Origin of the sequence: Streptosporangium sp. NPDC051022 (assembly GCF_040683035.1) — a bacterium.
Taxonomy (GTDB): Bacteria; Actinomycetota; Actinomycetes; order Streptosporangiales; family Streptosporangiaceae; genus Streptosporangium.
In genome coordinates this window covers 192,241-199,074 of record NZ_JBFBCF010000017.1, presented here as the reverse complement: position 1 = coordinate 199,074, position 6,834 = coordinate 192,241, and the positions used below count along the sequence as shown (strand labels likewise).

At 71.9% G+C, this 6,834-nt stretch carries 6 protein-coding genes; all 6 read left to right on the top strand.

All coding sequences use genetic code 11. The annotated features are described in order from the left end of the window. Positions 1-542, top strand: a 542-nt coding sequence (locus tag AB0N02_RS26500; protein ID WP_363951672.1) for a phosphopantetheine-binding protein, incomplete at its 5' end; no start/stop codon positions are given. 18 nt (positions 543-560) lie between these two features. After that, positions 561-1,982, top strand: a complete 1,422-nt coding sequence (locus AB0N02_RS26495) for a condensation domain-containing protein (protein WP_363951670.1) — start codon at positions 561-563, stop codon at positions 1,980-1,982. Then, positions 1,982-2,737 carry an alpha/beta fold hydrolase gene (locus AB0N02_RS26490; RefSeq protein WP_363951667.1) on the top strand — a complete coding sequence of 252 codons (756 nt, stop codon included), beginning with the start codon at positions 1,982-1,984 and terminating at the stop codon, positions 2,735-2,737. The genes AB0N02_RS26495 and AB0N02_RS26490 overlap by 1 nt, the downstream gene beginning before the upstream one ends. Beyond that, positions 2,734-4,587: a non-ribosomal peptide synthetase gene (locus AB0N02_RS26485; RefSeq protein ID WP_363951665.1), complete on the top strand. Its 1,854-nt coding sequence runs from the start codon at positions 2,734-2,736 to the stop codon at positions 4,585-4,587. Before AB0N02_RS26490 ends, AB0N02_RS26485 begins: the two co-directional genes overlap by 4 nt. After that, a complete protein-coding gene (locus tag AB0N02_RS26480; RefSeq protein WP_363951662.1) occupies positions 4,568-5,728 on the top strand; it encodes a cytochrome P450 in 1,161 nt (386 codons plus the stop codon). The genes AB0N02_RS26485 and AB0N02_RS26480 overlap by 20 nt, the downstream gene beginning before the upstream one ends. 4 nt (positions 5,729-5,732) lie before the next feature. Next, positions 5,733-6,833, top strand: a complete 1,101-nt coding sequence (locus AB0N02_RS26475; RefSeq protein ID WP_363951659.1) for a methyltransferase — start codon at positions 5,733-5,735, stop codon at positions 6,831-6,833. Position 6,834 lies beyond the last annotated feature (1 nt).

Sequence of the window (6,834 nt, the reverse complement as noted above, 5' to 3'; positions counted from 1 at the left end):
CCCGCCCCGGCCACACCCCCACCACCACCGACCTGCGCACCCACCTGACCCCCCACCTGCCCGACTACATGATCCCCACCACCTACCTCCACCTCCCGTCCATGCCGCTGACCCACAACGGCAAAACCGACCGCAACGCCCTGCCCCCACCCCACACCTGCACCCCCCTCCCCACCACCGGAGAGGGAGAGGAACAGCAGGGACCGGCCACCCCCCTGCACCACACCCTCGCCCACATATGGACGGAGGTCCTCGATGTGCCGAACATCGCCCTCGGGGACAACTTCTTCACACTGGGCGGGCATTCGCTGGCCGCCGTACGGCTGCTGTTCATGGTGCGCGACCAGCTGAAGGTCGAGCTGTCGCTGCGCGACCTGTACGAGACCGAGGACTTCGCCGCCTTCAGCGCGCGGGTCGACGAGCTGCTCCCGCCCGACACCGGTTCCGCACCCGGCATGGAGCCCGCCGCTTCCGCATCCGATGTCGGTTCCGCGCCCTCCGGCGGCACGGCCGCCTCGGCGGACTCCCATGACGGACGTTGACGTGCCGAGGCGTTGCATATGACCCGGACCGACCGCGACGGCGCCGAACATCTCGCGCTGTCCCCCGCGCAGCAGCGGCTCTGGTTCCTCCAGCAGTTCGACCCCCGCTCGACGCAGTACAACGTGTGCCTGGGCTACGAACTGTGCGGTCCGCTCGACGTCGCCGCGCTGCACCGCTCCCTGAGCGAGGTGGTCGCCCGCCACGACGCCCTGCGCACGGGCTTTCCCGCGGAGCGGGGACGGCCTCGGATCCGGATCCGGCCGCCGGAGGAGTGGGTGCCGCTGCCGTACACCGACCTGTCGATCGTGCCGGACGCGGACTCGCGCGCCGCGGAGTTCGCCGCGGACCAGGTGGCGCGGCCCTTCAACCTGGCCAACGACGCGCTGGTGCGGGCGAACCTGCTGGGCTTCGGACCCCACCGGCACATCCTGCTGCTGACGCTGCACCACATCGTGGTCGACGCGTGGTCCGTGCAGATCATCCTCGCCGAGCTGGAGGCCCTGTACTGCGGGCACGCACGAGGAACGCCGGCCGATCTGCCGGCTCCCGAGACGCAGTACGCGGACTTCGCGGCCTGGCAGCGCGGCATGCTGGGCGGTGAGAACCTGGAGCGGGAGTTCGCCTACTGGGGCGAGCGGCTGGCGGGCGCTCCCGCCGTGCTCGACCTCCCCGTCGACAGGCCGCGCTCGCCGGAGCCGACGTCCTCCGGCGGCGAGTTGCCGAGCGCGGTGCCGTCGTCCGTGGCGAAGCGGCTGCGCGGGCTGTCGGCCGGGCTCAGGTGCACGATGTTCGTCACGACCGTCACCGCTTTCATGGTGCTGCTCGCGCGCTGGACCGGGACGCACGACATCGTGCTGGCCGTTCCGGTGGCCGGTCGCTCCAGGCCGGAGTTCCAGTCGACCGTCGGGTTCTTCGTCAACACCGTGCCGTTGCGCGGCGACCTCTCCGGCGACCCGACCTTCCGGCAGGCGGCGGCCCGGATCGGCGCGGCCACGCTGGAGGCGCTGGAGCACGACCTGGTCCCCTTCGACATGCTGGTCGACCGGCTGGAGGTGCCGCGTGACCCCGCGTGCAACCCTCTCGCCCAGGTGGGCTTCCAGCTCCTTCGCACGCCGCACCGCGCCGGTCCGACGCGCTGGCACGACGTCGAGGTCGGCGAGTGGGACGGGGTGCGTCAGCGGGTCACCCGGCTTGATCTGGAACTGCACCTGCTCGACACCTCGGCCGACGTCCTCGAAACGCTGCTCTGCTACAGCACGGACCTGTTCGACCGGAGTACGGCCGAGCGTCTCGCCGCCGACTACCAGGCCATCCTCGCCGAGGTGGCGACCGACCCCGACCGGCCCCTGTCGAAGCTGACGTTCGCGCCGGGCCGGACCACGGAGGGGACGCGCCCGGACGAGGCCGATGAGGACACCACGGAGAACGGGAGAAAGTGATGGCGTCGCCGATGCTGGTGACCGAGTGGTTCTGGGTGCCGGTGCCCAGACCGAACGCCGAGACCCGGCTGTTCTGCTTTCCACACGCGGGAGGGGACGCTCCCGCCTTCGCCGAGCTGGGCCGGGCGTTGCCTCCCGACATCGAGGTGTGGGCCGTACGCCTGCCGGGGCGTGGCGGCAGGTTCACCGCACCGCACGCCACCGACGTGAACGAGCTGGTCCACTGGGTCAGCGCGGCGATGCGGCCCTTCGTCTCCGGCCGGTACGCCCTGCTCGGACAGAGCCTCGGCGCGCTCGTCGCCTACAACGTGGGCAGGGAGCTCTCCTCGCTGAACCCTCCCTCGGCGTGCGTGCTGGCCGCGCTGCTGCCGCCGAACCTGTGGCAGGGGCCTCCCGGGCCGACGGGCCGGCAGGATGTCGTCTCCTTCCTGCGCAGCATCGACGACAGCGTGACGCAGATCCTCGCCCACCCGGACCTGAGCGCCCTGCTGCTCTCCGTCGTGCACGCCGACCTCAACCTGTGTCAGGACTACGTGCACCGGTGGGATCCGCCGCTCAGCTGTCCGGTGCTCGGCCTGGTCGGCACCGACGACCCGACCGTGACCGGCGACCAGATGTGGGGCTGGGCGCGGAGCACCACGGGACCGTTCAGCATGCGGGTTCTCTCCGGGGGGCATCTGGTGGTCCAGACGGCGCACGCCATGCTCGCGCGGAGCGTGTCCGAGTTCCTGAGCACTCCGGCGGGGGCGGCATGAACCGCCACGGCGACGCCCCCGCGGTGATCTCGGAGTCGGGCGTCCTGACGTACGGGCGGCTCGACAGACGGGCCGCCCGCTACAGCGCGGCGCTCGTGCGTGCCGGGCTCCGTCCGGGAGACATCGTCGTCATCACCGTGCCGGACGGCCCGGACGCCATCGCGGCGCTCCTGGCCGCGCAGCGGGCGCGCACCCCGTTCGTCTGGCTGACCGTCGACCAGCCACTGGAACGGCGGCTGTCGATCGTGGCCGACTGCGCGCCGCGCGCCGTACTCGCGCCCGCGGGCTCGGATCCCTTCCCCGTCGCGCTCGTCCAGGTCGACGGTGACGAGGCCGTGGTGGTACGGCGGGCCACCGGCACCCCGCCGCGGAGCGCGGTACCGCCCGGCACCGAGTACGTGGCGTACACCTCGGGCTCGACCGGCACCCCCAAGGGCATCATGCAGCGCACCGGCAACCTCGACCAGCTCGCGAAGTGGCTGACCGCCGAGAACGGCGTGCGCGAGGACTCGCGCCTGCTCCAGTGGGCCAGGCTCACCTACGACGCGGCCTACGTCGAGATCCTGACCGCCCTCCACGGGGGAGCCGCCCTGATCGTCCCGCCGGAGGAGGCCAAGGGAGACGCGGCGCGGATCCACGAGTGGATCGTCCAGCACGAGGCGACGCACCTGCAGACCGTGCCGAGCCTCTGCCGGCACCTGCTGGACGCCTGCCCGTACGGTTCGGCCCCCGTCGAGGGCGTCAGGACGCTCAGCCTGTTCGGCGAGTCGCTGCACGTCGACCTCGTCCACGCGGCCCGCAGGCACTTCCCCAAGGCGGTCGTCCACAACTTCTACGGACCCACCGAGTGCATCCTCGCCACCTGGCAGCCGGTGCCCGAGGAGGTCATCGACCCGATCCCCCTGGGCCGGGCCATCCCGGGGCGGGAGATCCTGCTGACCGACGACAACGGCGACCCGGTGCCGGACGGCGAGGTCGGCGAGATCCGCGTCCGCAGCGGGTTCCTGGCCCACGGGTACCTCAACCGCCCCGAGGAGACGCGGGAGGTCTTCCTGCCGGAGCGTACGTACCGCACCGGTGACCTCGGCCGCCGCACCCCGGACGGCGGGCTCCTCTTCGCGGGCAGGAGCGACGACCAGATCAAGATCAGGGGCGCGAGGGTGGAGCTCGGCGAGATCGAGGCCGCCCTGTACCGCGAGCCGACGGTCGCCCAGGGCGCCGTCCGCACCTACGGCGACAACCCCGAGTCGCTGCGCCTGGCCGCGTACGTCCAGCCGCGCCCGGACACGGTGGTCGACGTTCCCGCGCTCCACCGGCGGCTGACCCGGACACTGCCCACCTACATGATCCCGGCCTCCTACGTCGTCGTCGACCAGATGCCGCTGACCGCGACGGGCAAGATCGACCGGCTCCGGCTGCCCGCCCCCGACGCCCGGCACCGCGCCGTCGAGCCGGTCGAGTTCAGCACGGAGACCGAGCGCGGGCTGGGAGTGATCTGGTGCGAGGTCATCGGCTGTGAACAGGCGGGACCCGACGACGACTTCTTCACCGTCGGCGGATACTCGCTGCTCGCGCCGCAGATCACGGCCGAGGTGCTGGAGCGGTTCGGGATCGAGCTGCCGGTGCGGGCGGTGTTCGACCACCCGACGCTGCGGGAGCTGTCCGCCCGCATCGACCACGAGCTCGCGAGCGCGTCACCCCGGACATCGGACCACACGCCGGACCACACGCCGGATCACGCGGTGGACCAGGTGACGGAGCAGGTGGTGGATCACGCGCCGGACCGGACGGCGGCTCAGATGGCGGACCAGACGGTGGAAAGGAACCCCGATGCTGCTGGACACCTATGACCTGACCGATCCCGGATTCTGGGCCAGGGACGACGCGTACCCGATCCTCGACGAGATACGGCGCGAGGGCGCGGTCCAGCGGCACGAGTCGGCCGCCGAGGGACCGCTGTGGGCGGTGCTCACCCACCGCGAGGCCCTCGCGGTCCTCGGGGACGCGGGCTCCTTCAGCTCGCTGGGCGGCTCGCTGCTGGGCACCGGTCACGGGCCGCCCGCGGGGTCGGGCCGGATGATGGCCCTGAGCGACCCGCCCCGGCACCGCGCCTACCGGGAACCGGTTGTGCCCTTCTTCTCCGCCAGACGCGCGGCGGTGCTGGAGGAACGCGTACGCGAGCTGACCGAGCGGGTCGTCGAGCGGCTACTGGTCCACGAGAAGATCGACTTCGTCAGGGACGTCGGGGCGGTCGTCCCGCTCACCGTCATGTGCGACCTCATGGGCATCCCGGACGACGACCGTGACGAGATCGTGGACATGTGCGACCAGGCGTTCCTCGGGCGCAATCCGGCCGAGCGGCGGGCCGCCCACCAGAGGCTGCTGCCGTACCTCCTCCAGCTCGCGATGGAGCGCCGCGAGGAGCCGGGTGACGACATCATCAGCGCGCTGGCCACCAGGCTCGAACTGGACGAGGTGGTGCTGAACTGCGACAACATCATCGTCGGCGGGATACAGACCGTACGGCACACGGCCGCCATGGCGATGCTGGAGCTGATCCGGCACCCGGACGCGTGGCGGGAGCTGGGCGAGAAGGCCGATCCGGGACTCGCGACCGACGAACTGCTCCGCTGGACCTCGGTCGGGCTCCACGTACTGCGCACGGCGACGACGGACGTCGAGCTCGCCGGGCAGCGGATACGGGCGGGGGACCGGGTCGTGGTGTGGACCCCGGGCGCCAACCGCGACGCCGCCGTCTTCGAGGAGCCCCACCGTCTCGACCTGGCCCGGCGTCCCAACCGGCACATCGCCTTCGGCTGGGGTGAGCACTACTGCATCGGCGGCCCGCTGGCGAGGACCGAGCTCAGGGTGCTGTTCACGACGCTGTCCACGCTCGTGGCCGAGGTCGAGCCGCTCGGCGCGTTCGAGTACAACCAGTCCATCATCAACTTCGGGCTGGACTCCTTCCCGGTCCGTCTCCACCGCAGGTGACGCCGTGTGGATCCCGGACGCCCAGGTGGCGGACGCGCACGGTGTCCCGGCTCTCCGGTCTCTCGGCCAGGCGTTCCGCGACGTCGGCTTCACCGAGGACGGCACGGTACGGGCCCTGTCCGCGGAGAGCCCGGCCGAACTGCTGAGCAACGCGGCCTTCTACGCCTTCTGTTCGACCGACCGGGTGGACGAGCTGGTCACGAGCGCGGCCGGCGTCATGGTCCAGCTCTTCGTGCGCAACGGCGACGTGGCGTGGACCCGGTACGCGCGGGTGGTGCCCGCCCCGTTGCGCGGGCTGCTCGGGACGCTCGGGCTGGTCTCGTCCGACGGTGACGTGGTGACGTCGACGGTCTCCGTCTCCCCGGTGCGTTCCATGTACTTCCTGTCGGACCAGCTGTTCAGAACCGGCGCGCGGATCGCGATGTCCCGCAGGTCCACGGTGGTCATGCCGCCGCACGCCTCCAGCTTCGAGCTGCTGGACAACCTCGGCGCGGTGGACGGCAGGCTGGTCGACGTCGGATGCGGATGCGGCGTCCTCGCCCTCGCCCTGGGAGCGCGGTGCTCGTCGGTCGCCGGCGTCGACCTCAACCCGCGGGCGGTCGCCTACTCCCGGGCGAACGCCCTGGTCAACGGAGTGGAGGCCGGATTCCACGTCGCCGACCTCCGCTCGGACCTCGACATCGGCGGGCCCGCCGACCACATGCTGTTCAACAGCCCCACCGGTCCCGGACACCACGCGGAGGCGGAGATCGGGTGGATGAGCGCGGAGGACGCGCTCAAGTTCGTGGTGGCCGCCGCGCCGAAGGTACTCCGCCCCGGGGGGCGGGCCGAGGTGCTGCTGATCCTGGAGGTACCGGAGGACAGGGCGTCGGCGTCGGAACTGGTGCGGGGCTGGCTGCCGAGGGAGCCGGGCGTCGCCGTCACCGAGCTGCGCCGTTCCCCGCTGTCGATCTCCGCCGGGGCGGTGGCCCGGGGCAGGATCGACCCCGGCTGCCTCCTGGCGGACGACGCCCAGGAGGCGATGCGTCTGATCGCCCATCTGCGTGCCCGCCGGATCCGCGAGGTGGTCCCGGCCCTGGTCGCCCTCACCAGGCCGCACGCTTGAC

Excerpts from the sequence above, each read along its gene's own strand:
- AB0N02_RS26485 (WP_363951665.1), top strand. The coding sequence starts at position 2,734 with ATGAACCGCCACGGCGACGCCCCCGCGGTGATCTCGGAGTCGGGCGTC.
- AB0N02_RS26495 (WP_363951670.1), top strand. The coding sequence starts at position 561 with ATGACCCGGACCGACCGCGACGGCGCCGAACATCTCGCGCTGTCCCCC.
- AB0N02_RS26490 (WP_363951667.1), top strand. The coding sequence starts at position 1,982 with ATGGCGTCGCCGATGCTGGTGACCGAGTGGTTCTGGGTGCCGGTGCCC.
- AB0N02_RS26480 (WP_363951662.1), top strand. The coding sequence starts at position 4,568 with ATGCTGCTGGACACCTATGACCTGACCGATCCCGGATTCTGGGCCAGG.